At 41.7% G+C, this 26,236-nt stretch carries 24 protein-coding genes and 1 riboswitch; of the genes, 4 read left to right on the top strand and 20 right to left on the bottom strand.

All coding sequences use genetic code 11. The features are described from left to right. The first annotated feature begins 92 nt into the window (after positions 1 to 92). Positions 93 to 467 (top strand): putative zinc-binding protein, encoded by a 375-nt coding sequence (locus tag ACQYAD_RS14725; RefSeq protein WP_430239315.1) that lies wholly within the window; start codon positions 93 to 95, stop codon positions 465 to 467. A 432-nt stretch (positions 468 to 899) separates the two neighbouring features. Here the strand turns inward: ACQYAD_RS14725 and ACQYAD_RS14720 are convergent, their stop codons facing one another. The 9 genes from ACQYAD_RS14720 to ACQYAD_RS14680 all read right to left on the bottom strand — a co-directional run bounded on the left by ACQYAD_RS14720 (position 900) and on the right by ACQYAD_RS14680 (position 10,070). Further along, positions 900 to 1,052: a YpzG family protein gene (locus tag ACQYAD_RS14720; RefSeq protein ID WP_430239314.1), complete on the bottom strand. Its 153-nt coding sequence runs from the start codon at positions 1,050 to 1,052 to the stop codon at positions 900 to 902. A gap of 101 nt (positions 1,053 to 1,153) precedes the next feature. After that, positions 1,154 to 1,468: a DMT family transporter gene (locus ACQYAD_RS14715; protein ID WP_430239311.1), complete on the bottom strand. Its 315-nt coding sequence runs from the start codon at positions 1,466 to 1,468 to the stop codon at positions 1,154 to 1,156. 334 nt (positions 1,469 to 1,802) lie between these two features. After that, a complete protein-coding gene (locus ACQYAD_RS14710; protein WP_430239310.1) occupies positions 1,803 to 1,940 on the bottom strand; it encodes a hypothetical protein in 138 nt (45 codons plus the stop codon). A gap of 802 nt (positions 1,941 to 2,742) precedes the next feature. Further along, the gene (gene cysC, locus ACQYAD_RS14705; protein WP_430239308.1) at positions 2,743 to 3,342 is read right to left on the bottom strand and encodes an adenylyl-sulfate kinase; all 600 of its coding nucleotides are present in this window, start codon (positions 3,340 to 3,342) and stop codon (positions 2,743 to 2,745) included. A 97-nt stretch (positions 3,343 to 3,439) separates the two neighbouring features. Beyond that, on the bottom strand, positions 3,440 to 4,588 hold the full coding sequence (gene sat / locus ACQYAD_RS14700; protein WP_430239306.1) for a sulfate adenylyltransferase: 1,149 nt from the start codon (positions 4,586 to 4,588) through the stop codon (positions 3,440 to 3,442). Positions 4,589 to 4,593: 5 nt separating this feature from the next. Then, positions 4,594 to 5,682, bottom strand: a complete 1,089-nt coding sequence (locus ACQYAD_RS14695; protein WP_430239305.1) for an inorganic phosphate transporter — start codon at positions 5,680 to 5,682, stop codon at positions 4,594 to 4,596. Between the two features lie 11 nt (positions 5,683 to 5,693). Next, complete coding sequence (locus ACQYAD_RS14690; protein ID WP_430239303.1) at positions 5,694 to 6,410, bottom strand: phosphoadenylyl-sulfate reductase; 717 nt, start codon at positions 6,408 to 6,410, stop codon at positions 5,694 to 5,696. A 105-nt stretch (positions 6,411 to 6,515) separates the two neighbouring features. After that, the gene (cysI, locus tag ACQYAD_RS14685; RefSeq protein ID WP_430239301.1) at positions 6,516 to 8,234 is read right to left on the bottom strand and encodes an assimilatory sulfite reductase (NADPH) hemoprotein subunit; all 1,719 of its coding nucleotides are present in this window, start codon (positions 8,232 to 8,234) and stop codon (positions 6,516 to 6,518) included. Between the two features lie 27 nt (positions 8,235 to 8,261). Beyond that, positions 8,262 to 10,070, bottom strand: a complete 1,809-nt coding sequence (locus ACQYAD_RS14680) for an assimilatory sulfite reductase (NADPH) flavoprotein subunit (protein ID WP_430239299.1) — start codon at positions 10,068 to 10,070, stop codon at positions 8,262 to 8,264. Positions 10,071 to 10,385: 315 nt separating this feature from the next. Next, positions 10,386 to 10,445, top strand: a riboswitch (Fluoride riboswitch). Between the two features lie 65 nt (positions 10,446 to 10,510). Between ACQYAD_RS14680 and crcB (ACQYAD_RS14675) the strand changes: the two genes are divergently transcribed. Together crcB (ACQYAD_RS14675) and crcB (ACQYAD_RS14670) are read left to right on the top strand one after the other, a co-directional pair. After that, on the top strand, positions 10,511 to 10,909 hold the full coding sequence (crcB, locus tag ACQYAD_RS14675) for a fluoride efflux transporter CrcB (RefSeq protein WP_430239296.1): 399 nt from the start codon (positions 10,511 to 10,513) through the stop codon (positions 10,907 to 10,909). Positions 10,910 to 10,927: 18 nt separating this feature from the next. Beyond that, complete coding sequence (gene crcB, locus ACQYAD_RS14670; protein WP_430239406.1) at positions 10,928 to 11,284, top strand: fluoride efflux transporter CrcB; 357 nt, start codon at positions 10,928 to 10,930, stop codon at positions 11,282 to 11,284. A gap of 62 nt (positions 11,285 to 11,346) precedes the next feature. Here the strand turns inward: crcB (ACQYAD_RS14670) and ACQYAD_RS14665 are convergent, their stop codons facing one another. From ACQYAD_RS14665 to ACQYAD_RS14645, 5 genes are all read right to left on the bottom strand, one after another. Then, entirely contained in the window at positions 11,347 to 11,685 is a 339-nt protein-coding gene (locus tag ACQYAD_RS14665; RefSeq protein ID WP_430239293.1) for a YmaF family protein, read from the bottom strand. 374 nt (positions 11,686 to 12,059) lie between these two features. After that, positions 12,060 to 13,259: a dicarboxylate/amino acid:cation symporter gene (locus ACQYAD_RS14660; RefSeq protein ID WP_430239291.1), complete on the bottom strand. Its 1,200-nt coding sequence runs from the start codon at positions 13,257 to 13,259 to the stop codon at positions 12,060 to 12,062. 430 nt (positions 13,260 to 13,689) lie between these two features. Next, positions 13,690 to 13,884 (bottom strand): hypothetical protein, encoded by a 195-nt coding sequence (locus tag ACQYAD_RS14655; RefSeq protein ID WP_430239289.1) that lies wholly within the window; start codon positions 13,882 to 13,884, stop codon positions 13,690 to 13,692. Positions 13,885 to 14,860: 976 nt separating this feature from the next. Then, positions 14,861 to 15,982, bottom strand: a complete 1,122-nt coding sequence (yfkAB, locus tag ACQYAD_RS14650) for a radical SAM/CxCxxxxC motif protein YfkAB (protein WP_430239287.1) — start codon at positions 15,980 to 15,982, stop codon at positions 14,861 to 14,863. Beyond that, positions 15,948 to 16,418 (bottom strand): Rrf2 family transcriptional regulator, encoded by a 471-nt coding sequence (locus ACQYAD_RS14645; protein WP_430239285.1) that lies wholly within the window; start codon positions 16,416 to 16,418, stop codon positions 15,948 to 15,950. Before ACQYAD_RS14645 ends, yfkAB begins: the two co-directional genes overlap by 35 nt. A gap of 190 nt (positions 16,419 to 16,608) precedes the next feature. On the opposite strand from ACQYAD_RS14645, the gene ACQYAD_RS14640 reads away from it, so the two are divergent. Next, on the top strand, positions 16,609 to 17,481 hold the full coding sequence (locus tag ACQYAD_RS14640) for an SDR family oxidoreductase (RefSeq protein WP_430239282.1): 873 nt from the start codon (positions 16,609 to 16,611) through the stop codon (positions 17,479 to 17,481). A gap of 628 nt (positions 17,482 to 18,109) precedes the next feature. Here the strand turns inward: ACQYAD_RS14640 and ACQYAD_RS14635 are convergent. The 6 genes from ACQYAD_RS14635 to istA all read right to left on the bottom strand — a co-directional run bounded on the left by ACQYAD_RS14635 (position 18,110) and on the right by istA (position 26,223). Next, positions 18,110 to 21,211 carry an MMPL family transporter gene (locus ACQYAD_RS14635; RefSeq protein WP_430239280.1) on the bottom strand — a complete coding sequence of 1,034 codons (3,102 nt, stop codon included), beginning with the start codon at positions 21,209 to 21,211 and terminating at the stop codon, positions 18,110 to 18,112. 102 nt (positions 21,212 to 21,313) lie between these two features. Further along, positions 21,314 to 21,880 (bottom strand): TetR/AcrR family transcriptional regulator, encoded by a 567-nt coding sequence (locus tag ACQYAD_RS14630; protein ID WP_430239277.1) that lies wholly within the window; start codon positions 21,878 to 21,880, stop codon positions 21,314 to 21,316. A 310-nt stretch (positions 21,881 to 22,190) separates the two neighbouring features. Beyond that, positions 22,191 to 23,342, bottom strand: coding sequence for a mannitol-1-phosphate 5-dehydrogenase (locus tag ACQYAD_RS14625; RefSeq protein WP_430239275.1), 1,152 nt, complete (start codon positions 23,340 to 23,342; stop codon positions 22,191 to 22,193). 1 nt (position 23,343) lies between these two features. Next, positions 23,344 to 23,781 (bottom strand): PTS sugar transporter subunit IIA, encoded by a 438-nt coding sequence (locus ACQYAD_RS14620; protein WP_430239273.1) that lies wholly within the window; start codon positions 23,779 to 23,781, stop codon positions 23,344 to 23,346. Between the two features lie 106 nt (positions 23,782 to 23,887). Next, positions 23,888 to 24,658, bottom strand: a complete 771-nt coding sequence (gene istB, locus ACQYAD_RS14615; protein WP_430237467.1) for an IS21-like element helper ATPase IstB — start codon at positions 24,656 to 24,658, stop codon at positions 23,888 to 23,890. Continuing rightward, entirely contained in the window at positions 24,655 to 26,223 is a 1,569-nt protein-coding gene (istA, locus tag ACQYAD_RS14610; RefSeq protein ID WP_430236091.1) for an IS21 family transposase, read from the bottom strand. The genes istB and istA overlap by 4 nt, the downstream gene beginning before the upstream one ends. Positions 26,224 to 26,236: the final 13 nt, after the last annotated feature.

Below are 26,236 nucleotides of genomic sequence, written 5' to 3'. Positions count from 1 at the left end.
AATTTAAAATATTCCTATAATAGTGACGTGGTTCACAGCCTAAATGTCCCAAATCCTTTACATTTTAAAAAAACTATGTGGAGGAGTTTACAATGGAAAAAACGGAAATGCCTCTTGTGTATTCGTGTTCTGGCTGCTCGTCTGCTGCCCAAACCGCCAACATGATTGCCATCAAAATGGACCGGGAAAAAATAGCTGAAATGTCTTGTATTGCCGGTGTTGGCGGCGATGTCAAACCCCTTGTCAAAACAGCAAAGTCCGGGCGGAACATCATTGCCATTGATGGCTGTCCACTTGCTTGCTGCAAACATTGCTTGGCAAGGCATGACGTAGAGCCCGCACTTCATTTCGTGCTATCCGATTTTGACGTGCCGAAGATTAAAGGGGAAGACCCAAACCCTGACCTTTATAAAAAGGCTTATGAACAGATTGTAGAACATACACAGCGGTATTCGCTGAAGCGATGATTTTTCTGCCCAGGTTCTTCTATTCCTCGTTGAATATCTTTTGAATAAATTGAAAGACTAGATAAAGTTAAACAACATCAGGGTGCTGGGTATGAGGAAAATTCCATTAACTCTCAACAAGATTTTAAACAAATTCTTGATTTAAAAAATGAACTGATCCACTTGCGGCTGCAATTTTGGCTGGAACATGACCTTTTCAAACCGCATTGGTGGTTTTTTTTGGTTGCTTCCATTCTCTATCTCCATAACTTGTGATTGACCCTGCACTCGAAGGCGGATTTGTTATTTTAGGAAAAAAACGGTACATTTTCCGCGGGAATCTGTAAAGAAGCAACCCCCTCTTCATTGGAAAGGCGCCCATACAAGTGGGCGCCTTCCATCTTTGCAGTTAAAACCGGGCATTCACCGGCTTTCCTTTCATATGAAGCTACACTACCATCGATGGGCTTTCGCATTTGATTTCAAAATAATGGTGTTTTGAGAAATCTGCGTATGCCCGTTCACTTGGGATTTTGCCTTTTTCGGCCTCGTCCAATTGTGGTGAAAAAGCTGAGAATGCGGATCAAGCTGATCATGAATACTCATCGAATCACCTCTGGCAGAATAGTTTCAAAGGGTATTCTTCTCGAATACCCTTCCTATTGTTTGCTAACAATAGGTTTATTATCCCCGCATCTTCAGTGAGATCACATTGACAACTTGATGCCAACGATTCCGATTACGATCATTACGATCGATACAATCTTCAGTAAACTCATTGTCTCATGAAAAAAGTAAATTCCGATAAAACTAATCGCCAATGTTCCCGCTCCCGACCAAATCGCATACGCTAAACCAAGCTCCATTTTCTTGACGACGATCGAAAAAATACTAAAACAAATTCCGTAAGAAATAAAAATCATAATCGTAGGCAGCGGCCGCGTTAAACCTTCCGATAATTTCATCGAGATCGTACCAGCAATTTCAAACACAATGGTCAGTATCAATAAAATCCATTCCAAAAAAATCCCTCATTTACTTGTTCTCTCTTCAATTGCCATTTTTGAAAAATTTTAACTGTTCGAATGGCCTACTAACTTTGTTTATGCAGCTAGCCCTCTTATTAATACCACAGGAGAATCAAGTTTCACAAGTCGGGATTTGCTTAGTTTCGATTTTAATCAAACGTTTGATTAAATGAAAACTCGCCGACTGGCGAGTCCTTTGGACGTAGACAGAGGCGTAATTGAATTTATGCGTTCAGAATTTATGGATATAAATTCTGATTAGCTAAGAAAAAAGCCGGCCTCCCGATCGAGAGGAGCCCGGCTTTTTCAAATGGGTGTGGCGCCTGTTTTACGAATATTGATGATGGTCTTTAACCATCTCTTTTACATCCTGAATCATTTGGTCATATGATTCATTTACCCGATTTTCAATGGCATTTTGCTCCTGATCATTGTATTTGTTCTGAGAATTGTTCTTTTCCACCATTTTCACCTCCATTATTATGGTGTGTAATGGCGGAAGAATCTATTTACCTTGTCTAACGATCTGTCTTCGTGTACGGATGGATTTTTTATTCGTGGGATTTGGCGGTTTAACCGTGGATAAGAGCCGTTTATCCGTGGAACTTGTATGATTTTCCGCGGATTTGGGCCGTTTATCCGTGAAACTTGTACGTTTATCCGCGGGTTTTGGCGGTTTATCCGCGAAACTTGTACGTTTATCCGCGGGTTTTTCCCTTTTATCCGCGGGTTTTTCCCTTTTATCCGCGAAAAACTCACTCGTATCCGCGGAATTTCCCCTTTTATCCGTATTTGTCACTTTTCCGTCATATTCCCTCGCTCGATTGGGGTACCCGGCTACCGGATCTACCGGTTTTCTACGCTCCCCCTTTTTTATCCGCGGGTTTTGGCGGTTTATCCGCGAAACTTGTACATTTATCCGCGGGTTTTTCCCTTTTATCCGCGAAAAACTCACTCGTAGCCGCGGAATTTCCCCTTTTATCCGTATTTGTCACTTTTCCGTCATATTCCCTCGGCCGATTGGGGTACCCGGCTACCGGATCTACCGGATTTCTACGCTCCCCCTTTTTTATCCGCGGGTTTCTCCCGTTTATCCGCGAAACTTGTACGTTTATCCGCGGGTTTTCCCCTTTTATCCGCGAAAAACTCACTTGTATCCGCGGAATTTCCCCTTTTATCCGTATTTGTCACTTTTCCGTCACATTCGTGCTACCCACCCAAATACCTCTAGCTGGTTCTTATCCTCACTTATTTCCTTTCGTTTGCTTTTAAATGGTATTCTTCTCTTTCAAGTACTGAAGAACTTGTGCCACCGCTTCGTCAACTGACAACAAATGCGAATGAATGGTGATTTCGGCCTGCTCCGGTTCTTCGTACGGCGAGTCAATTCCGGTAAAATCCTTGATTTCACCGCGGCGCGCTTTTGCGTAGAGCTGTTTTGGATCGCGCCGTTCGCATTCCTCAAGTGGGCAGCTGATAAAGACCTCGATAAACTCCCCTTCTTCAAAAAGTTCCCTGACCTGGCGGCGGTCGGAACGAAATGGAGAAATAAATGCTGTGGTGACAATTTTTCCGCTGTCGACAAACAATTTGGCAATTTCGCCAATTCTGCGGATATTTTCCATCCGGTCATGTTCCGAAAATCCAAGATCTTTATTGATTCCGTGGCGGATATTGTCCCCATCCAAAACATATTCACTGATTCCCCGCTGAAACAACTCATTGGAAACGGCATTGGCAATCGTTGATTTTCCAGACCCGGAAAGCCCGGTAAACCAGATGACACAGCTGCCATGACCATTTTTCATCCGCCGGTCTTGTTTCGTAATCGTTGTTTCATGCCAAGTGATATTGGTTGATTTTGACATCCCTCTACCCCTTCCACCAAGCAATATTGGTTGATTTTGACATCACTCTACCTCTTCCACCAAGCAATATTGGTTAATTTTTACATCCCTCTACTCCTTACACCGTTTCTTTTTCTCTTAACCCTTCAATCAGAACCTCAACAACCTCTTTTCGGCTAAAAGTTGCAGGAGGCAGGATACCGGAACGGAGCATCTCCCTAACTTTCGTTCCAGATAAAATCACTCGGTCTTCCTTTGTATGCGGGCATGTTTTATCAGATGCCATTCCTTCGCACTTTGTGCAATAGAAACTGTGCTCAAAGAACAATGGTTTAATTCCAAGCTCTTCTTCCGTAAAATAGCTAAAAATGTGTTGGGCATCATAAGTTCCATAATAATTTCCGACTCCGGCATGATCCCGTCCGACAATAAAATGGGTGCAGCCAAAGTTCTTGCGGGCGATCGCATGGAAAATGGCTTCCCGCGGACCGGCATAGCGCATTGCTGCCGGGTATACACCAAGTTGAACCCGATCGCCTGGATAGTAATTTTCAAGCAGAACACGGTAGCTTTTTAACCGGACATCGGCCGGAATATCATCTGCCTTTGTTTCACCAACAAGCGGATTGACAAACAGGCCGTCAACTGTCTCAAGCGCTGCCTTTTGAATGTATTCATGTGCCCGGTGAATCGGATTTCTTGTTTGAAAACCAACGATTGTTTTCCAGCCCTTTTCTTCAAAGAAAGCACGGGTTTGCTTTGGTTCATACCACACGTCAGCAAACACGCCTTTATCTGTCTTTTTCACAAGGACGATCTCACCGGCAACATATACCGGCCCCCGTTCGAATAGCCGCCTTACTCCCGGATGTGCCAATTCAACTGTTTTATAGACATTCAATGCTTCTTTTTCTAAATCTGGCTCATACCATTCAGAAACGGATATTACGCCATACACTTCACCTTGAAAAACCAATTTGTACGTTTCACCTGCTTTCAGCGTATCGGCCACCTCTGTCGAAACAGGCAGTGTAACTGGAATCGACCAAACGGTATTGTCGGCTAACCGCATGTTCTCTACAACCGATTCATAATCTTTTTTTCCTAAAAATCCTGTTAGCGGGCTAAACAAGCCGACCCCGATTAACTCCAAGTCACTTAATGCAATGGCGTCTATTTGAATGACATTTTCAATTCCACTCCAATCATACGAAGGATTATAGGCTTGAATTAATTTTCCTCCATGCGGTTTTGGTAAAAATGACATGTTCATCAACCTTTCTTTATCAGTTTTAGTTCTTCTTTCATCGAAAGCGGTGTCGCTCTACCGTCCGTTTTTTTTACTAGGAACAGCACGCCCAAAACGGAGATCATGACGCCTGCCATCGCAATAACCGGATAAATATTTTTCACAATGACCAATTGAATAATTGTGTATGAAAGCACCATTGATAAAACAGGCGAAACAATCCAAACGGTTAGCAATTTCACTACAATATCCTTTTTGACCACCGCGATTCCTTGTTTCACAAATCCCATTCCAATGATTGAAGAGGTTGTGATTTGCGTGAGCGGAACAGGAATGCCCAACAAGGAAGCAATCATCACAATTCCTGCTCCTGTACCGGAGAGGACACAGCCTTCTTCCAATCGGAGATCAGTGATTTTTTTCCCGTTTGTTTCAATGACTCGATGGCCGAAGAGAATAGCACCTAGGGCAATGGCCAAACCACCGCCAAAGATTCCCTGGTCTTTTCCAATGATTCCAGCTGCAACAAGCGGGCCAACCGCATTGGCGACATTGTTCATTCCGCCGGAAAACGCTTCAAAACTGCCCATGATCACAACAAGTATGGCGAATATTGGCCGGATTTTCTTCTGCTGCATCCACTGGTGGATCGGCTTTGTTTTTAAAAGAGTTGCAGCAATAACCGCAATCACAAAAGCAACAAAGGGTGTAAACAGCCAAAACAGCGCGATCCATGCCAGCTTCCCGACATAAACGGATTGATAGACAACACCTGCGCCCACTACGGAGCCAACCGCCACTTCGCTTGTCGAAAGGGGGATACCGAAAAGATTGGCCAGCAGCAACGATAAAGTAGCAGCAGCTAACACAATCAAGGCAATGGCAACTGTAAACGTGCTGCCTGGAACAATTCCGCTTCCGATGGTATCTACCACTTCTCCACCGCCAAAATAGGCTCCAAGAAAGACGGCGATCCCTGACAGGCACAATGCCGTTCGTTTTGTTAAAGTCCCGGAACCATAGGCGATTCCCATCGAAGCGGCAGCCCCGCTGGCTCCAATATTCATCGCAAATAGAACTCCGATCGAAATCGCAATGACGGTAAGTAGCATAATGGCCTCCTTTATTTCACGTGCAATCCACACTCCGTTTTGCCGCTGCCGGCCCATCTTCCAGCGCGAGAGTCCCCATCAACTTCTGTAGGCTGTGTACATGGGAAGCAGCCGATGCTTGGGTAGTGTTGATCGTGAAGCTTGTTATAGGGGAGGTCTTTGTCCCGGATGTAGGACCACACTTCCTCCCATGTCCAGTGAATTAACGGACAGATTTTAATATTGTTGAATTTTTCATCCTTGTTAACAAACTCGGTGTTTTTCCGTGTCAGTGATTGTTCTCTGCGCAGTCCGGAAATCCATGCTTCTTTTGTCGTGAGGACTTCTCTTAGCGGAAGCACTTTTCTGATTTGGCAGCAAAGGTTTGGATCTCTTTTCCATAAGGCAGATCCATATTCGGCTGCTTGTTCATCTAAACTGAGCTTTGGCTTTTTTCGCTCGATTTTCAGTGTTGGAAAGCGTGCTTCAATTTTGTCAAGAACTTCATAGGTTTCGAGAAAGTGCAAATCGGTGTCTAAAAAAACAATATGCGCATCTGGGTTGATTTGGTGGATTAAATCAATCAACACGATTGCTTCCGCTCCAAAACTGGATGCGTAGACGATCTCCTGTTCAGGATAATTTTGATAGGCCCATTCTAAAACTTTCCTGGCGCCTTTTGTTTCATCATCGATCGGGAAAGTCTCGGAAGGACTCCAATTGTCATACGTTATTTTGGCCATCCACAAAGCCTCCTTTAATAAAAAAGGCAGCCTTCCGCCGATAAGGAGAAGACTGCCTCTAGTTTGTCTAGTCAGCAATGGTATTCAATTCAACTACAGAATCACGAAGATTTAATCATGGAAATTGGTTCCGTCAGTCGTTGCCTTTACAATTCCGGCACGAATGACAAAATCACCGAAGTGCTCACCTTCTTCCCGTTCTTTTGCATAACGGGATAACAGCATGCGCAATTCATTTAAAATTTCTTCTTCACCGATGTTTTCACGGTACATTTTATTTAAACGGCTTCCATCAAAAGCAGCGCCGAGATACATATTGTATTTTCCAACGGCCTTGCCCATAAAGGCGATTTCCCCAAGACCTGGCCGGGCGCATCCGTTCGGGCATCCGGTCATCCGGATCGTGATTTCTTCGTCTCGAAGACCATTTTCATCGAGGATGGTTTCAACTTTATCCAGTAGTTCTGGCAAATAGCGTTCACTTTCCGCCATCGCAAGACCGCATGTTGGCAGGGCAACACAAGCCATTGAACTGCGGCGGAGTGCTGAATAATGCTTTCCATCCGTTAAACCATATTGTTGAATGAGCGTGTCAATCTCTTTCTTTTTCCGGCTTGAGACATTGGCAATAATCAAATTTTGATTGGTTGTCAAGCGAAATTCACCTTTATGAATGTTGGCAATTTCGCGTAAACCTGTTTTTAACTTGTAATCAGGGAAATCGGCAACACGGCCATTTTGAATAAACAAGGTAAAATGCCATTTTCCTTGAATGCCTTTTACCCAACCGTAACGATCGCCATTGCGTTCGAAATGATAAGGCTTCGCTTCACCCAACTTCCAGCCAAGACGGCTTTCCAATTCTTCCTTGACCGTTTCGAGGCCAAGCCGGTCAATGGTATACTTAAACCGCGCATTTTTTCTTACTGAACGGTTCCCGTAATCACGCTGAATCGTAATCGTCTTTTCCGATACCTCATACAGCTGCTCAGGCGTACAAAATCCAATCACTTTCGCCAGCTGTGGATAGGTTGCTTTATCACCATGGGAGCTGCCCATCCCCCCGCCAATTACCACATTAAATCCAACCAGTTTGCCCTTTTCAACAATGGCAATAAAGCCAAGATCTTGTGAAAAAACATCGATATCATTCAATGGCGGAACCGCAATGCCAATTTTAAATTTTCTTGGCAAATAAAGCGGTCCATACATTGGTTCCACTTCATCGCTCTCCGGTGTACCGGCAACTTTTTCCTCATCCAGCCAAATTTCATGATACGCTCTTGTTTTTGGCAACAAATCATTGCTCAATTGCTTCGCCCATTCATACACTTCCGAATGGATTTCCGATTGATACGGATTCGCGCTGCATAACACGTTTCGGTTTACGTCACCGCATGCCGCAATCGTATCCAACAAGGTTGAATGGATTTCCTGGATGGTATTTTTCATATTCCACTTCAAAATTCCATGCATTTGCCATGTTTGACGGGTGGTGATTTTTAACGTCCCGTTCGCATATTTATCTGAAACTTGATCCATTACAAGCCATTGTTCTGGTGTCGCCACTCCGCCCGGAAGCCTTACCCGCAGCATAAACTGATAGGCCGGCTCGAGCTTTTGTTTTTCGCGTTCATTGCGAAGATCGCGATCATCCTGTAAATAACTTCCGTGGAATTTCATTAAGCGGTTATCATCATCAGGAATTCCGGAGCTAAGCCGATCCAGCATGACTTCTTTAAGCGTGCCGCGCAAAAAATTACTTTCCGCTTTAATGCGCTCTACATCACTTGGCTTGCCGTCTGGCGCTTTTAAAATTTTACTTGCCATGTTGAAAAAATCTCCTTTCAATCCTAATCAATAAACATCGCGCTGATAACGTTTTTGCCGCTTCATTTCTGCCAGATAGGCTTCCGCATTTTCACGGTTCAGTTTGCCTTCTGTTTCAATAATCTCAAGGAGCGCATGATGAACATCATGTGCCATGTTTTTTTCATCACCGCAAAGATAAACAGTTGCACCTTCTTCAAGCCAGGCAAACAATTCTTTCCTGTGTTCGAGCATGCGGTGCTGAACATACACTTTCTTCTCTGTATCGCGTGAAAAGGCAACATCCATTTTTGTCAGAACACCGTTTTTCAGCCATTTTTGCCACTCGGTCTGATAAAGAAAGTCTGTTCTGAAATGCTGATCGCCAAAGAACATCCATGCTTTACCTTTTGCTCCAGTTTCCTCCCGCTCCTGCATAAATGACCGGAATGGGGCAACACCCGTACCCGGTCCAATCATAATAACCGGCGTGTCAGGGTTGGTCGGCAGCTTAAAGTTTTCATTTGGCTGGATAAAAATAGATACGTGATCCCCAAGCTGCACTCTTTCTGCACAAAAACAAGACGAGACTCCCTTTCGATCGCGACCATGCGCTTGGTAACGTACGGCACCGATTGTCAAGTGGACTTCATCCGGATTTGCAGTCAAACTGCTTGCAATCGAATAAAGGCGTGGCGGAATTTTCCGCAAAATCGACACAAATTCTTGGACTGAATTACCCCACACTCCGAAATTGCGAACCAAGTCGACTAGATCGCGACCGTGAAGGTAATCTTTTACGGTTTCTTCATTTCCTGGTGCTAAAAGCTCCTGCAATTTTTCATTCACTGACAAACCGGCAATCTTTTCTAAAAGCGGTTTTGTCAGAACGGTAATTTCATAATAAGAAGTGAGCGCCTCTTTCAGCGACCGAACATCACCTTGTTTAACCATTACTGTTTCTTGTGGATCCCATGTCAATTCTTTTAATAGCTCTTCAACAAGTTCGGGATCGTTCTCCGGATAAATGCCAAGAGCATCCCCCGGTTCATACACAAGACCCGAGCCTTCAAGTGATAACTCAATGTGACGGGTTTCTTTGTTTGAGCCCCGGCCATTTAGATTGAGGTTTTCCAGTACTTCGGCTTTAAATGGATTTGATCGTGAGTAAACCGTTTCAGCGGCCGTCTGCAGTTGCGTTTCCTGAATAGGAGAAAAATCTCCGCCCTCCGCTGTTTTTAAGCTGGCGACGACACCTTCTACCCATTCTGCAGCAGGTTCTTCAAAGTCAACATCACAGTCAAACCGCGCGTATAGGCGGGTTCCGCCAAGTTCCTCAAGTTTGGAATCAACATCTTTACCCGTTTGGCAGTAAAATTCATAGGAACTGTCGCCCAAAGCCAAAACCGAAAACTGCAGACCATCAAGCTTTGGCGCCCGCTTGCTGTGAAGAAATTCATAAAATGATTTTGCATTATCCGGCGGCTCCCCTTCACCGTGGGTGCTCACAATTACAAGGAGATTTTTTATTTTTTTTAGCTGATTGGGTTTAAAATCACTCATGGCCGAAATTGTGACTTGAAATCCGTTTTCCTCTAGTGTTTTGCCCGTTTTGTTCGCAAGTCCTTTTGCGTTGCCAGATTGCGAACCATAAAGAATGGTAATTTCTTTCGAAACCGGCTGGCTGATCCTTTGGGAAGAAGGTTCTCCCGTTGTCACCGCAGCCATCCCTTGACTGGAAGCAGTCAAAAAGCCGCTCAACCAAACTTTTTGCGATTCTGTCAATGTTGACAGCAACTGGTTCAGGAGTTCTGCCTGTTCCTGATTAAACGGACTGTTCATTACCTGTAGTTGCACCAAAATCCACCTCACAAAGGTTAATAAAAAAGACAGTCATCCACCATAGAAAGTGAAGACCGCCTCTAGTTTGTCTAGTCAGCGAGTATGAAGTTAACTGAACAGAACTATAACTGATGCATTAATCATACTATACTCATAGGATTTGTCAATTATTTTTTTGGATAGTTTCTGCAGAAATCATCCGTTATCTACACAGGCAAATGAAACCGATGTTAATAAATAGCGTCTTCGGTAAGCTCCCTAACAATTGAAAAATACATAAAATCTGCTCGAAAACATTTTGCATAACAGTATTTTTGGTTATAATAGGGGTAATTGAATGGCGATGGAGTTCGCCATAACCGCCTTAGTGCTGATGACTCCTACCGGTTGAAGAATGATTTAACTGGTAGGAGTCTGTTTTTTTTACATTCTGTTGGGATTGGGTGAAGAATTGTATGGTTTATCTTATTGTTGGCCTTTTTGGCGCGATCGGTGCTTTGCTGCGTTATTCCTTAGGTGTTTCAATTAACATGGTATGGCACCAGGCCTTTCCGTTAGCAACCTTAACCGCTAATTTAGTGGGCAGTTTTTTCCTCGGCTTGCTGACGATGCATTTATCTCGGCTGAAAATTTTCCATCCTTATTTGCTAACAGGGTTGGGAACAGGGTTGATTGGAGCTTTCACCACTTTTTCTACTTTTAGTGTTGAAACGGTGAAATTGTTCCAAACCTCTCAATGGAGTACAGCCATTTTCTATGTGCTTATAAGTCTGTGGGGAGGATTACTCTGCTCATGGATGGGTTTCAAACTCGGGGATTACTTATTTAAAAAGAAGCATGCAGTGAATTCATAAGAAGGAGTATACATAATGATGGTCAACACGCTACTTATTGCCATTGGGGGTTTTTTTGGAGCCATTACCCGTTTTTCCATTAGCAACTGGTTTAAAACCCGCTATTCTTTTACTTTTCCAGTTGCAACCTTTCTTATCAATTTAATCGGAGCCTTTTTGTTAGGGCTGATGATTGGAAAAGGGATCGAACAATCTTGGCAGCTGCTCTTAGGTACAGGGTTCATGGGCGCCTTCACAACCTTTTCAACCTTTAAACTGGAGAATATCCAACTCCATGCAAACAAAAATTGGAAAACACTATTCATCTATTTGGGCGCAAGTTACACATTCGGTATCCTTTTGGCTTTTTTGGGAATGAAACTGGGGGCAATGTAGTTTCTCTGGATTTTTATAAAAATAACCAATCTAGTGCTATAGATTGGTTATTTTTTGTTAATCTATTGATTTCCCGGAGCCGGCTGATCAATACCTTTAATGCGGTGGCGGTGGCCATCATCCTCCGTTGTAAAAAAATCATAATAATGAACATGCATCCCATTACCTACCGGAATCGCCGGGCCCGAGTAGGCCTTGTAATAATGGGTATGCCCATTTTCAAAAAGAACATATCCCTCTGTATAATGGATGTGATTGTGATCCTGCGTTTGAATAGGCGGCGAAGTGACATCCAAGCATTGATGGACATGCCCCGCTTCGACTGAAGTATAATCTACTGAGCCATGATTATGATGCGGCACAAATCCGTTAACAAAATCCGCTTTCCCTGTTTTAGCCATATACCCACCCTTTCTTTCACATCATTTGAACTTATTCTCTTTTTTTGCATTGCGATCTACAAAGAGCAGCCTTACAAAATGAGCTTTACAGGAAGAGTGAAAGCCCCCTACATAAGCTTTGTTATTAATGATATTGCTGAGATAGTGGGAATATGATTTAGGGTGAATTGGCTTTTCCGTCATCTTCTTTTGGGTAAAAATACGCATAAATCGCTTTAAATCAATACAATCGGGATTTTAATTGTACAGTATTAAAATGAATATCATCATAATTTTTTATTAGAATGTCCTTTCCTTGTCTTATAAAAGGGGCAATATACAATATAAGTTTCACAACAAGAAACCGATCCCTCATGAAAGGATCGGTTTCGTGCTCATTCTTTTTCCCATTTATTTAATATCGCAGCATTTGCAATGTTACCAATGACATTGAGCAGGGTTCTAAATCCATCCGTTAAACGGTCAACGCCGGCGACAAGAGCAATCCCTTCAAGTGGCAGTCCGGCAGCGGTCAGAACCGTTGTCATCATAATGATACCAGCCCCGGGAACACCAGCCGTGCTGAAAGAAACAATAATCGCACTAATCATAATCGTAATAACCATTGCGGCTGTTAAATGAACCCCAAACAGCTGTGCAACAAACAGAGCATTAAACCCTTGTAAAATAACGGCCCCATCTCGTTTTAACGCAGTTCCTAATGGAATCGCGAAGCTGGCAATCTCTTCTTTCATGTTGAAATCTTTTCGCGCATTCTCGATTGCGACTGGCAGCGCTGCATTTGAGCTTGCCGTTCCAAACGCGATGCTAAACGACGGGTAAAAGCTTTTCCAAAACCGCCTTGGAGAAATTTTTAAAATGCTAAGTAAAAGAATATAAACTAGGATCATCATTAGTAAAGCGATAAGTAACCCAATAATATACAGGAATAATTTTTGCACTAGCGAAAATCCTTGAGTTGCGATAACCGAGCTGATTAAAGCAAAGACGCCAATGGGTGAGAGTTTCAGAACAACAGAAATGATTTTTTCAATAATCAAATGAAAACTTTGGATAAAAGATAGAAATGGATTTGCTTTTTCACCCACAAGGCGCATCCCAATAATGATCAGTATTGCTGAGAAAATGATTTGCAACAAATTGCCCATTGAAAAGGCCTCAAAAGGATTGGTTGGAATAATCGACACAATCCAATCGATAATGCTTTGATTGGCTGGCGCTTTTTGGCTGCTTAATTTGCCCACATCTCCAACGCTTGTGCCTGGTTGTAGGGCAAAAGCTGTGGCAATGCCTATTAATAAGGCAACAAAATTGGTAGCGATATATAAAAACAGCAGTTTCCCAGTCAGTCGACCAACCTTTTCCGTATTTTTGATTCCTGAAAACCCCATAATCAGAGAAGTAAATACGATCGGTACCACCACAAATTGAATCAGTCTTAAAAATCCTTTCCCCACCGGTAATAAAACATATTTATCCAAAACAGGAACCACACTTGGAAAGAACGCATTTAATATGGCTCCAAATAAAATACCGAGGATCAAACTTGCTGTAATCTTCGTTGAAAGTTTCATACTTGTCCCCCTTTTATATTTCTCACTAACCCTATCGGATTTCCTAATTATTTTAGAATACCTTGACTTCAATGTAAATACCTTTTTATAAAAACTTTTTCCAAAAACACATTTCTGTAAACCCGAAAACCACCACTAAAAAAGAGCTAACTTAAGAATGATTAGCTCTTTTACCGAGTATTGGGTTGCATTTAATTCACACGACATACGGCTCTGTCGTTTTTTCCATTATCCGTTCCAACAATAAATCAGATTCTCTGAACAACAAACTATCTCAAATTCGAGATAGTTACCCAAAAAATATATTTCACGTTGAATTTCAATCCATTTACGCCTTTGTGTCCATTACCGTTTCAGTTTTTCTAAAAGAAAAAAACCGAACCGTTATATGATTCAGTCTCCTACCCATTTTAAAGCGTTTACAATAGAATTATATGTTAACACATTCTCCAAGAGGTACATTGAGATCTCCAATCGTTTTCCCCTGTTTCTCTAATGCTTTTACGATTAAATCAACCTCATGATACATTGCTTCTGTTAAAATTCCATCATCAATGTTTTTATTAATATAAAAAAAGAATTGAGCTAGGACTTCTACCGGTAATTTATCATACAACGTTTCCATCTTATCACCCTAACCATTTTTCTATTATTCATACTATATCACAGAAATAATATTTTGAATATTAAAAAATAATTAAAAATATGGATTTTGTATGCACGATTTGTAATTTTTAGTTACGAGGACCCAAAATGGTCGTATCCGTGGATTTTGCGGACGTATCCGTGGAATTTATCTATTTATCCGCGGTAATCTTCTTTTTATCCACGGATGTTTCCCATTTATCCGTATTTCCATCATCTGGAACAACCACATTTCCAAATATATGAAATCTCGGCTTCTGTTTGATTCAATCTTATCTCCCATCACCGATGGTTCCCGCTTATCCGCGAAATTTATCCATTTATCCGCGAAATTCGCGAACGTCTCCGTGGAATTTATCTATTTATCCGCGGAAATCTTCTTTTTATCCACGGATGTTTCCCATTTATCCGTATTTCCATCATCTGGAACAACCACATTTCCAAATATATGAAATTTCAACTTCTGTTTGATTCAATCTTATCTCCCATCACCGATGGTTCCCGCTTATCCGCGAAATTTATCCATTTATCCGTGGATTTTGCGGACGTATCCGTGGAATTTATCTATTTATCCGCGGAAATCTTCTTTTTATCCACGGATGTTTCCCATTTATCCGTATTTCCATCATCTGGAACAACCATATTTCCAAATATATGAAATTTCGGCTTCTGTTTGATTCAACCTTATCTCCCACCACCTCTAGATTGGAAAAATCCACATCTTCATACTAACAATTTTTAACCAAAAGATACGAGTTAAGGCAGGTAACGGATGGGCAATGGCAATTAGCTGATTTCGCCCCCTTTGATTTGTTATAACACATGTGAGACCCGTTTTTTCGAATGGAGAAAGATCATAAAAACCATTTGTGATTTGCCCCTGTATGATTTCATTAAATGGTCGAAAAATAAATATGAAAATGACGGATTATCTTTACCCGCCATTAAGAAATCGACTAAAACTTTGTAATTTTCGCCTTCTTAATTGGAAAATCTTCATTTTGATAATAACTGTTCTTCACTAATAGATTGGGTCCTAAGCATGCAGCGGCCGGGCAATGGCAACTTACTTCTTGGGCAGCCTTTGTATTTTTCCATGTTTCATATGCCTCTTGTAAGCGTGAAGTCTGAATAGTTCCAAGCGAAGGTACATCGCCAAAATCCGTGACAATGATTTCGCCGGTAAAAATGTTGACATTCAACCGCGAGCGACCATCCGGATCATTCCGCACCGTAACCTTTCTACTTTTGTATAACCTCTCCAACAGCCGCAAATCTTCTGAGTTTTCACTGCATGCATAAAACGGAAGCGTTCCAAACAGCATCCAGACATTTTGATCACGAACATCGAGCAAATGATGAATGGCACTCCTGATTTCGTCAAGAGACAAGGTTTCTAAATTACTTGCAAAATCGCTTGGGTACATCGGATGCACCTCGTGTCTCTGGCAATGCATTTCGTCAACGATCTGACGGTGAATCTTTTCTAAATAAGGCAGTGTTCGCTTGTTTAACATCGTCTCTGCGGATACCATTACACCCGCCTTCACCAATTCCCGGCTATTTTCTACCATTCTTTTAAAATAGCTGATCCGTTGATTGTATTCCGGCTGCCGCTCCATCCTGGCAAACCCTGCTTCAGCGAATTCGTCCACTGTTCCCCAATTATGGGAGATATGTAAGACATCAAGATATGGAATGATTGGCTCGTAACGGCCTAAATCAAGAGTTAAGTTGGAATTGAGCTGAGTCCGAACGCCCCGCTCATGGGCATACTTTAAAATAGGCACCACATAATTTTTCACAGAGGAATGGGAAAGCATCGGCTCTCCACCTGTAATGCTTAAAGAACGAAGCTTCGGGATTTCATCTAACCGCCGCAATAGCAACTCGATCGGCAAAGCTTCCGGATCCTTTGATTGAAGCGTATATCCGACGGCGCAATGCTCACAGCGCATGTTGCACAGTGTCGTCGTCGTAAACTCAATATTGCTAAGTTGCATTTTCCCGTATTGTTCGATATCCATGTAGGGTTCCCACGGATCATACAAAGGGGAGATTTTCTTCATTGTTGTCATATTGAACTCCTTTTTCTTTTTCCATAATATCCTTTACGACGTCTTCGATCGTTACATTTCCAAGCGCCTTCTCCAACGCCAGCTGAGCAGCGGCAAACAGCGGTTCGATTGCATTTTGAATATTTCTGCCGACAGGGCAATTAGGATTTGGCTTGTCATGAATGCTAAACAATTCTTTGTCTTGAACGACATTTACAGCCTTATAGACATCAAGCAGTGTAATATCGGATAACGCTTTAGCCAGTTCCGCTCCGGCAATCCCCGGACGTACGTTTACCAATCCCGCATTTTTAAGCATGCCGGTAATTTTTCTAATCACAGCTGGGTTAGTGTTTACACTTCCTGCAATAAATTCTGAAGAACTGACTCCGCCTTTATTGATGGCAATAAGCGCTAATATATGAATTCCAACAGCAAAGCGGCTGCTGATTGACATCCCTCTCACCTTCCTTACATCAGTACACCATTATAGTACACTTGTAATTCGTTTTATTACAAGTGTATTTTCCTTCATCCATTTCACAAACTAGTTTAAAATCATTGACAAACAGCACTAGTTGTAACTATTATAGTTACATGTAAGCAAGTTGATTACAATGAATAAATGATATGGGAGGAATCATTCAATGAAAATGTTAGTAACAGGAGCAACAGGAAAATTAGGATCAAAAATTGTGGAGGTATTGCTGAAAACTGTACCCGCTAGTCAACTGGCTGTCAGTGTTCGCAATCCCGAGAAAGCAGCAGGCTTGCAAGCACGCGGTGTAGAAGTTCGCCAAGGAGATTTTGACCATCCCGAGACATTAGATACTGCTTTTGCAGGTATTGATCGCTTATTCATCATTTCTGCGGATGGGGACAACGAAACAAGAATTCGCCAACATGCCAATGCGGTGGCTGCTGCAGAGCGTGCTAGGGTGAAATTCATTGCCTATACAAGCCTTGTGAATGCAGCTGAAAGCACGAACCTATTCGCGCCAACCCATAAGGCAACAGAAGAAGCGATCATCAAAACAGGGATTCCTTACTCCTTTTTACGCAACAACTGGTACTTGGAGAATGAAATCCCGAGCATTCAAGGTGTCCTGGCAGGTGCTCCATGGGTGACGTCAGCAGAAAACGGCAAGGTAGGATGGGCACTTCAACAAGATTATGCAGAAGCTGCGGCAGCTGTCCTATCGGGCAACGGACATGAAAACACCATCTACGAGCTTTCAGGTCAGCTAGTAACTCAAGAAGAGCTTGTAACAGTTCTTGGCACTGTTTTGGGTAAAGAGGTTCCTATCCAGCATGTTGATGATGCCGCATATGCCGAAATTATGAAAGCTGCCGGCTTACCAGATTTTCTACTCCCTATGCTTGTTGACATTCAAAAAAGCATTCGCGAAAATACATTGGCCATTGCGAGCAATGACTTTGAAAAATTAATTGGCCGTCCCGCTACGCCAATTAAAGAAGCACTAACACAAATTGTCAATGGAATCTCACCAATAAAATAAATGAATTCAATCGAAAACTGGCCTTTCTAATACAACAGAGGCCGGTTTTTAAAGGGTCAACATATAAATTCTGGTACTTTTTTAAAAAACGCCCGATCCTTTTTAGTTTGGCGGATAAACGGTATCTGTTGATTTCCGCTCCAGTCACTCACTTTCCACGGGGTGCGGTAAGCCAGTAATGACCGGTTTCCCCTGAAAACTAGGAGAAGCGGGCATTAAGAAAGCTAGTAATGACCGGGTTAACCTAAAAATTAGGAGGATCGGGCATTTGGGAAGCTAGTAATGCCCGGGTTGACCTGAAAAATAAGAGAAGCGGGCATTAGGCCAGCTAGTAATGACCGGTTTCCCCTGAAAACTAGGAGAAGCGGGCATTAAGAAAGCTAGTAATGACCGGGTTACCCTGTAAACTAAGAGAAGCGGGCATTTGGGAACCAAAACGGCATGTCCTGAGCCTTGCTCCTGACTAAGGCATCCTCGAAAAAGTTGTCGCTTTTCCTTCGTGCGATGAATAAGCTGCCAAAGAACTCCTTATCCTGCCCGATGTGCGTTCAGAATTTATGGATATACATTCTGATTAGCCTAGAAAAAGGCAAAAAGGCATCGATTAAACCGATGCCTTTTTGTCTTTTTATTTTATTGTAAACCGTTTAAGTTTCTCCGTGAATCCGATTAAAGCAGGTAAAAGAATTGGCATTGCTAGCAAACTAAGCAACAGAAGTCCGATCATCACAACGGATGCGACTTGGATTAATGTTAGTACACCGGACGGAATTAACGCGGCAAATGTACCTCCCAAGATGAGCGCAGCAGATAGTACGACTCCGCCGATATGACGGGATGCATCCGCAATTCTAGTTGCCGTATCTCCTTCCAGCTCATTGTACCGCATCATTAGGAAGATACTGTAATCCACTCCCAAAGCAACAATCATAATAAAACTAAAGAAGGGAACATTCCAGCCTAACAAATTGACATGTAAAATATTTGCACTCATCAGTTCGCTGATGCCAAGGGATGTAAAGTATACCAACACCAATGAACCCACAATAAAGATCGATCTGGAAACAGAACGAGTGATGAGGATCAGAACAAGTGCAATACCGATTAACATAATCGTTGCAGTACGTAAAAAGTCCTTTTGGGAGACATCTTTTAGGTCGGCATTAACGGCTGTTGTTCCACCGATCGCCACTTTTGCGTCTTGTAAATCGGTTCCGTTCAGTGCTGCATCTACTTGTTTATTGATACTTCGTATGATCGGCATTGCTTTTTTCGAATATGGATTTACATCTAAAATAATCGTCATTTTGGCGATTTTTCTATCAGTTGACATATACGTATCCAAGGCTTTCTGGAAATCCTTGCTTGCAAGAACCTCTTTTGGAATATAGAAGGTTTCCGAACTTTTTGATTCACTTAGATTACGTAAATACTTTTGCGCATCTTTCAGACCATTGCCAACTTGGTCAAGTCCCTTTGTACTTTCCGACAGTCCTGATTGTAACTGACCCATTTTTTGCTGCAAATCTTTGAGCCCGGTTAATAGCTGCACTTGACCATTCGTAATCTGCGTTAAGCCTGTTTTCAGTTCGGCAGATTTGCTGGCAATTTGACCAGAACCGGCAGCCCCTTGGATTAGTCCGGTTTTCAAGTCATTTGTTCCTTTTTGTAACAGTGCAACGCCGCCCTTCATTTGTCCCAAACCAGCATTGACCTTCGCTAACGAATCATTTGCTTTTTTAAATGAAACCATCGCAGCTTGGTGTTGAACTCTTAATTGCTCCAACTGACTGGAAAGGTTCGTTAGTTGTCCTTGAGCGGCTTTTGCAATGCCTATGGTTTGTTGAACATTTGGATCGTTCGCTAATTCGGGTTTTGTTTTAATCAAATTCGTCATTAATGTTTCGATCTGCTGATACCCTGCCCTCGCACCATCAATTGCTTGCGAAATGCTTGCAAAATAGTGATCATAGGAACTTAACCCACTTTCTAATTGGCTGTAGCCGGTATAGAGTTGGGCTGTTGCACTTGACAGTGTAATGATATTCTTACTTACCGAAGCTAACCCGTCCTCGATTTGTTGTGCTCCCGTTGCACCGCTATTGATTCCAGCGGTCACTTGATTCATGGCATCTCCTAATGCAGCAACCCCATTTTCCGCTTGAGTTGTTCCATCAATCAATTTTTGCACATTGGCAAGGCCGCTTGTATCGCTGCTTCCGATTTGCCCCGATGCTGAAGATAATCCTTGATTAATTTTCCCAATTCCGTTATTGGCATCGCCCAACCCCGTATTGAGCTCGTTTGCCTGTTTGTTGATATACAATTCTTTCAGTTTGTTCCCAGTCGGGCGAGTAGGAGAATATACTTCCGCTACACCTTTCACATTTGAAATTTTACTTGCTAGATCATCCAATGTTTGTAATGAACTTGCTTGGTCAAGCTTTTTGTTTGATTGAATAACCACTGTGGCCGGTGAAGAAAACCCTGGTGGGAAATGAGCATCTATCAAGTTAATCCCTTGTTTCGATTCGTACTTATTACTCACTTCCCATAAACTATTAAAATTCAGTGCGTTTGAATAGTTCAAGATAAAAGGAATGGATAATGCCAATACAAGTAGGATAGCGATCAATGGCCGGGCGACAGAGTTTTTCGCAAGAAAGCCCCATAACCGATTATCTCCATGTCCGTTAAACTTTTTAACCGGGTAGAACATCCCTTTTCCCAGCAAAGCCATGAAGAATGGGTTTAATGTAACCAGCACAAGCAGCAGAACTGCAACGCCGATGGCCACTGCTGAAGTTGCCTGATACAATTTAAAATTCGCTAAAATGAGCGAAGTAAAACCAAGCAGCACCGCCAATCCGCTGTATAATACAGTTTTTCCTGCTGACTGAATCGTCACTCTTGCAGCCATGAGCGCACTTTCCTGTTTGCTCAATTCTTCTTTAAACCGTGTATAGAGCAAGATATTGTAGTCTGTTCCAATGCCAAATAATACCACCACCACAAATACTTGAGTGAAGTTGGAAAAAGGGAAATTGACTTTATCTACAAGTTGCGCGATCGCTCCCATTGATACCAAATAAGAAACTCCAACCGTAAGCAGTGATATGATGGGAACAATTGGTGAACGAAAGACAATAATGAGCACAGCAAGAATGAAGACAATCGCGATGACTTCTGTCTTTTTGACTCCTTCTTGGGTGGATTTTACAAAATCATTATTGATCAGTTCACTCCCTGTTAAATACGTTTGAACATCTTTCGTTTGAATGACCTGATTTATTTTTTTAGAAACGTTTGTAATCGTACCTTGCTTTTTATCAATAGAGAGTTGCGTCAAAATTGTCGTATTGTCTTTTGAAACCAACTGTTTTTCCAATTCTTTGCTGTCTAAATGGGAAGTTATTGCGCTAATCCCTAGCTGTTTTTGCTTGGCTTTTAATTCATTTATCACAGTGCTAATCTGATCTTTTTGTTCGCTGCTCAAAGCCTTTTTGCTGCCGCTGTTAAAAACAGCGATGATTCCATACGTTTCTTCACCTTTTTGATCCATTTGTTTGAGCATGTCGTTCGCAACAGCACTTTGTTCTGTTTTGGGAATGGTAATTTGCCCTTTTTCTTTCACAAGCTGATCTAAATTTGGCATTGTTATTACCGTGACAAACGTTATGATTATCCAAAAAATAAAGGAGAGACTTCTCCAATTTTTCAACTTATGCATTTGAATCACCTTTTTCTCTATCAAATAATCGGAATGAAAATTCATTCTGTTTAATTTTCATTAGGGAATGAATATTCATTCCCACTCGTACATGCTATTGAATCAAATGACTCGAATAGCATTCCAGGAACTTTCTTCAAGTTCTTTTAACAATTCTGGCGTTTCTTCAAGTTCCCCTGATTGGATCATCTTAAAAAGCATCACGAACGATCCGTATACAATCGCAATCAATGCAGCTGATGGCAATGGCCGAATAATCCCCTGTTTTTTCCCATTCTCGATCGTGCCAATAATAAAGTCGAGAAAGGCATTAAACGTGTCTTTGCTCTTCTCGTCCAGATAATAACCATCATTGTGGGAATTGATAAAAAGAAGAGCATTCCCATTATACTTGGCAAATTCAAACAGTTGGTAAAAAATATGTGTAAATTGTTCCCGAATGGTTGAATCGAAAGGAAAATTCGTTTTCAATGCTTCAGAAAATTGCAGGACACATTTTATAAATAAAGAATTCACAAGGAATTCTTTATTCTCAAAATATCGGTAGATCGTCCCAGCCCCGACTTTTGCCTTTTCAGCAATCATCGGCACCGTTGTTCCATCATAGCCGCGTTCAGCAAACAATTGCATGGCCGCTTCAAAAATCTCCTCTTGTTTCGTATTGGACATGTTACCACCTCGATTATCATCGGAATGAATATTCATTCCGTATTATAGGTTTTGATTTTTAAAAAGTCAAGCGGGTTTTAACGTTACATATACTATCGATTTTCACATATTTTCCAAAACCCATTTGGTACAAGATAAAAACCGATCAAAAGATAACTGACAGGTTCGTGTTGAAAATGCTCCGTTTTTGTCTCTACATCAAAAAGCCGTTTATTTACCACTTGGATTTGACTTTCTTTCATTTCAACCTGTTTTTTAACAAAAAGGGTACCCCTAAAAAAACTTTTCGGGTACCCTTTTTAACGAAACTTTACTTCTTCAATTGATGATATTGCTCAAGAATCCCTTTAAATAACGGCATTGTTGGATCGATCTTTGTGTACTCCTGAACCGCAGCTTCGATTCCTTGTTCGTGAATCGTTTTCTGAATTTGGACTGCTTCTTCATCCCCTGTAAAATCATAAAGAAGTGCAGCGGCAATTCCCTTTTCGAGGTGAACTGGTTCTTTTCCTATAAGATCACTGTATTGACGGGCGGGGCTGACAAGCCGATCATTTGGCCCCAACTTACGAATCGGGGAACGCCCTACCCTTGTTACTTCATCTGAAATATATGGATTGGAGAAACGCTTGATAATTTTTTTAATATAGTTTGTGTGTGTCTCTTGGTCGAAACCATACTTTTTAACTAAAAATTCGCCGCTCTCTGTAAGCGCGCCTTCCACCAATTCTCTAATTTCACTTTGATCCATTGCTTGGTTAATCGTTTCAATATCGTAGTAATAGCCGAAATAGGCTGCCAGGGCATGCCCTGTATTAACAGTAAATAGTTTTCTTTCAATATACGGAACCAGTTCTGGCACAAATGTAATTCCCTTAATATCCGGTTTTTCACCGGTTAGCTTTGTTTCTTCGACAACCCATTCATAGAATGGCTCTACTTTAACCATTAATTTATCTTCGTTTGCCTGATTCGGAACGATTCGATCAACAGCAGCATCCGGAAAGCCAAAACGTTGATCAAAGAGAGCTTTTTCTTCCTCATTTAGCTTATCATATACTTTTTCTTTTAATAAGCTCGTTCCGCCAATCATATTCTCACAAGCAATAATAGTAAGCGGTTTTTCCGATGTTTCAATTCTTCTACGTAAACCCGCGGCAATTAAACCTGAAACAAGTGGAAGAATCGTCGGGCCGATTGCTGTCGTTAATAGATCGGCTTTTGCAATGGCTTCGATAACTTGTTCTGGATTGGTCTTACTGTTAATCGCTCTAACATTCTTAATCACAATTTCCTGTTGAGTAGGATCAGCCAGGACAACACGATATTCTTTTCTTTCATTCAACAGATCCACAATTTCACTATTAACATCAATAAAACACGTTTCGTACCCTGAGTGATACAATAAATTGCCGATGAAGCCGCGGCCAATATTACCCGCTCCAAAATGGACAGCTAACATATTAGTTCACTCCTTCAAATAGCGCAATCATTTCTTCGGGAGTTGTTGCTCGAATTAATTTTTCCACATTTTCTTCTTCCGAACATACGATGGCAATGTTGGATAAAATATCGAGATGCTCATTGTTTTTTCCGGCAATTCCGATTAGAATTTTAACCGTATTGCCATCGCCAAAATCTACCCCATTTGGTACTTGTATAACTGAGATCCCTGATTCCTTTACGAAGTCCTTGGAATCGTCTGTTCCATGCGGAATCGCGATATAATTTCCCATATACGTAGAGGTCAGCTGTTCCCTCTCCATCATTTTTTCAATATACGCCGAATTAACATATCCTTGTTCTACAAGTATGCTCCCCGTCTGTCTAATTGCTTCTTCCTTTGTATTGAACACCATATTTAAGCGAATGTTTTCTCTTTTTAAAATCGGTTGAGACATCTTTATACACTCCTTACATTTTGTACTTTTTCATTAAAAAATTGATCCAGCCTTGCTGTTAGAAATGAAGTGTAACCGTCAAGTGAAAATGAACACTTTTTGCTAATTAATTTTGGACACTTTTTCGCCCAAAAATTGAAGAACGATGTTTCATACGATAACTTTCTTCTTCTTTAAAATGGATCACTTCTGCTCGATGGATGAGTCTATCTAAAATAGCTGTAGTAATGCCAGGATCCCCTAATAATTCGCCCCATTCCTGAGGGCTTTTGTTTGATGTTATAATGACGGAGGCTCGATCGTACAAGTCATTAATCAAATGAAATAACAGATTAGCTTCCCGAGTGTCCATCGCCATGTACATCAAGTCATCAATAATGACCAAATGGGAGTCTCTAATTCGTTTCATCCTTGTCTGTGACTTTCTTGTAAATTCCTCCGTTTTCAATGTGTGTATTAATTCCCCCATTGAGATAAAGGATACTTTATATCCTTGATGAATAGCCTCTATTCCTAGTGCCGTCGAGAGGAGGGTTTTTCCCACCCCTGTCGGCCCTAGAAGTATAAGGTTGTACAGTTGATCAATCCAAGTGAATTCCTGTAATTGATTAATTTGCTTCATGCTTAGGGATTGTTGCTCATTGACGTTAAATGCATCAATTGTTTTATAAAAAGGAAACCCTGCCCACTTTAATCGCTTTTCAATTTGCTTCTCATCACGACGCTTTTGCTCATAAGCCGTCAGGTGCTCGACAAACATCCTGTATGTCCAATCCTCCGATTCGGCTTGGGAAATTAGCGTAGGAAGATAGGTGGCGCTTTCCGACCACCTTAATGAACATAAACGTTGTTGCAGTTGTTCTAGAGACAAGCTCAATTGGGTATACCTCCTTGTAAAATCGCAAAATAGTCATTCATATCTCGAATCTTTGGTTTCGTTAATAGGACGGATTTATCAGCTGCTTCCAAAGGCTTTATCGGGGCTTTTTCTGGCTCGGCTTGTGCACTGTCCTCTTGGCGCTGTCGTTTAACATATAGGATAATATCACTAAATTCAGTCGCACTATACAAGCCTCTATCCATACACTCCTTTAAAGCCTCGCATGCAAACTCTGGAGCCGTTTTAATCGCTTTTGATATAAGCTGAAGCTGATCCCGAATATATCGCGGATATCTACTATGGACTTCAGTTAGAAATTCATGTGCGAGCTCAACTTCTTCAAATTGCTTAGAAACACTCGCGATGTAAGCAGGAATACCTTTGGTTCGGTCTCGTTTATGTTGGCGGTCTTGGATCAATCTGCCCTTTTCTTGACAAATAATATGATCCGCAATCACAGACCCTTCCTTTTCCTCTCGAACAAGGAGATGGCTCTCATCCGTCACTTCTATATAAACATCTTTATCTTTCTTATAGGTTCCGAGAGGAACAGAGTAGCGATTTGACAAGTAGAGAATGGTGTTGTCCTTACGAACGGTTCTTGTTATACTTGAATCAACGTTTGAAAGTACAATTTCTTTAGTGACTAGTCGTAAGTGTTGTTTTTCTATGGCAAACACTTCGACTGGTCTTTTTTTGGTTGTATTGTGAACTTTACCATTCCCCGTCCTTTCTAGCCAGGCGATACACTGTTCATTCCACTGATCGATCCCACCGAATACCCGATTTTTAGCGAAGTTTTTCTTTATAAATCCAACTACATTCTCAATCCGACCTTTACTTTCAGGGTCCGCTTTCCGACAGACGTGGAGGACTAATTTTCTTTCTTCACGGTAAGCTTGAAATTCTCCCGTAAGTATTAAATCACCTGAATTCTCACTGACTACCATGAGAGAATCCTGATCATAAACAAGTTCATGTGGAATGCCTCCATAAAACTGAAAGGCGCTCTCATGCGTTCGAATAACATCTTTCGTTGTGAATGGCCTGTCCAGCCATTCGACGTACTTAAAACGAGAATGTGACAACACAAAGCTAATGAAATATAACTTAATCTCCTTTCCTTCCGGTGTTTTTTGTACGGTTTGGCCAAAGTCGACCTGCGCCTGTCTTCCCATTGGTGGATCTGGAATGGCTTCATAGACCCGCTTTTCTTCGACTTTAGGAATATTGTATTTCTCACGTAATCCTTTAACGTAGCCACGCACTGTACTCTCGCCAATTTGTAATGTCGGATTCTCTTCTCGTAACCAATCATGGATTTGGGAAGAAGAGAGATCAGGGTGCTCGCTTAACCATGTGTGAATGAGCATTTCATAAGGATCCAATTTTTTATACCTCGTTTTTGTAGATGCCATCCATGCACTCATTTCCTCTGGTGATTTCTCAAGGTATTTATACACGGTAGTCCTAGAGATCCCTAATTTTCTAGCAATTCTTCTCACCCTAAATCCTTGCTGCTTTAATTGATAAATTTCCATATACACTTTCCACTTTTCCACCTTTCAACTTCCC

Source organism: Neobacillus sp. SM06 (assembly GCF_050496765.1).
Lineage (GTDB): Bacteria > Bacillota > Bacilli > Bacillales > Cytobacillaceae > JAEVLT01.
The sequence above is the reverse complement of the archived record's forward strand: the minus strand, read 5'-3'. Positions and strand labels throughout refer to the sequence as shown.